Source organism: Clostridioides sp. ZZV15-6388 (assembly GCF_020657755.1).
Lineage (GTDB): Bacteria > Bacillota > Clostridia > Peptostreptococcales > Peptostreptococcaceae > Clostridioides.
In genome coordinates this window covers 1-519 of record NZ_JAGWCU010000084.1, presented here as the reverse complement: position 1 = coordinate 519, position 519 = coordinate 1, and the positions used below count along the sequence as shown (strand labels likewise).

General features: G+C 25.6%; 1 protein-coding gene. It reads right to left on the bottom strand.

Annotated elements, in window-relative coordinates:
• Nucleotides 1-519: RNA-guided endonuclease TnpB family protein (locus KGF48_RS19885; protein WP_227868498.1), on the bottom strand; the 519-nt coding region annotated here is incomplete at both ends.

The following is a 519-nucleotide window of genomic DNA, read 5'->3' as shown; positions in this document are numbered from 1 at the left end:
CACACTGGCTACAAGTCTTTGATGATGGATAAAATCTATCAACAATTCTAAGTTCTATATTATTTTGCTTACACTTAGACATTAGTTTAGTTTTGAACTCAAAGAATTTCTGACTTGCTATAGCCTTTGATAAATGCTTATTTTTCATCAAATTAGAAACTGCTAAATCTTCAATAGTTATATAGCTTGGTTTTCGCTTTATAATCGAAGATACAGTTTTATTAATATAATCAGTTCTTATATTAGTCAATCTTTGATGAAGTTTTTGTACTTTAACTACTTGCTTTTGGATATTTTGACGAGTAGCTCTCCCTTCTTCTATTTTATTTCTTATTTTTAAACTTTCATATTTTCTTGAAAGTTTTCTTTGTTCTCTTTTTAATTTCTTCTCAACTTTCTTAACTGTAGAAGTTTTATTTATATTTTTAAACTTCTTTTTATCTGAACATATTAAAAAATCTTTAATTCCTAAGTCAATACCTATTCCTTCATTAGTACATTTAGATACTCGAATATCAT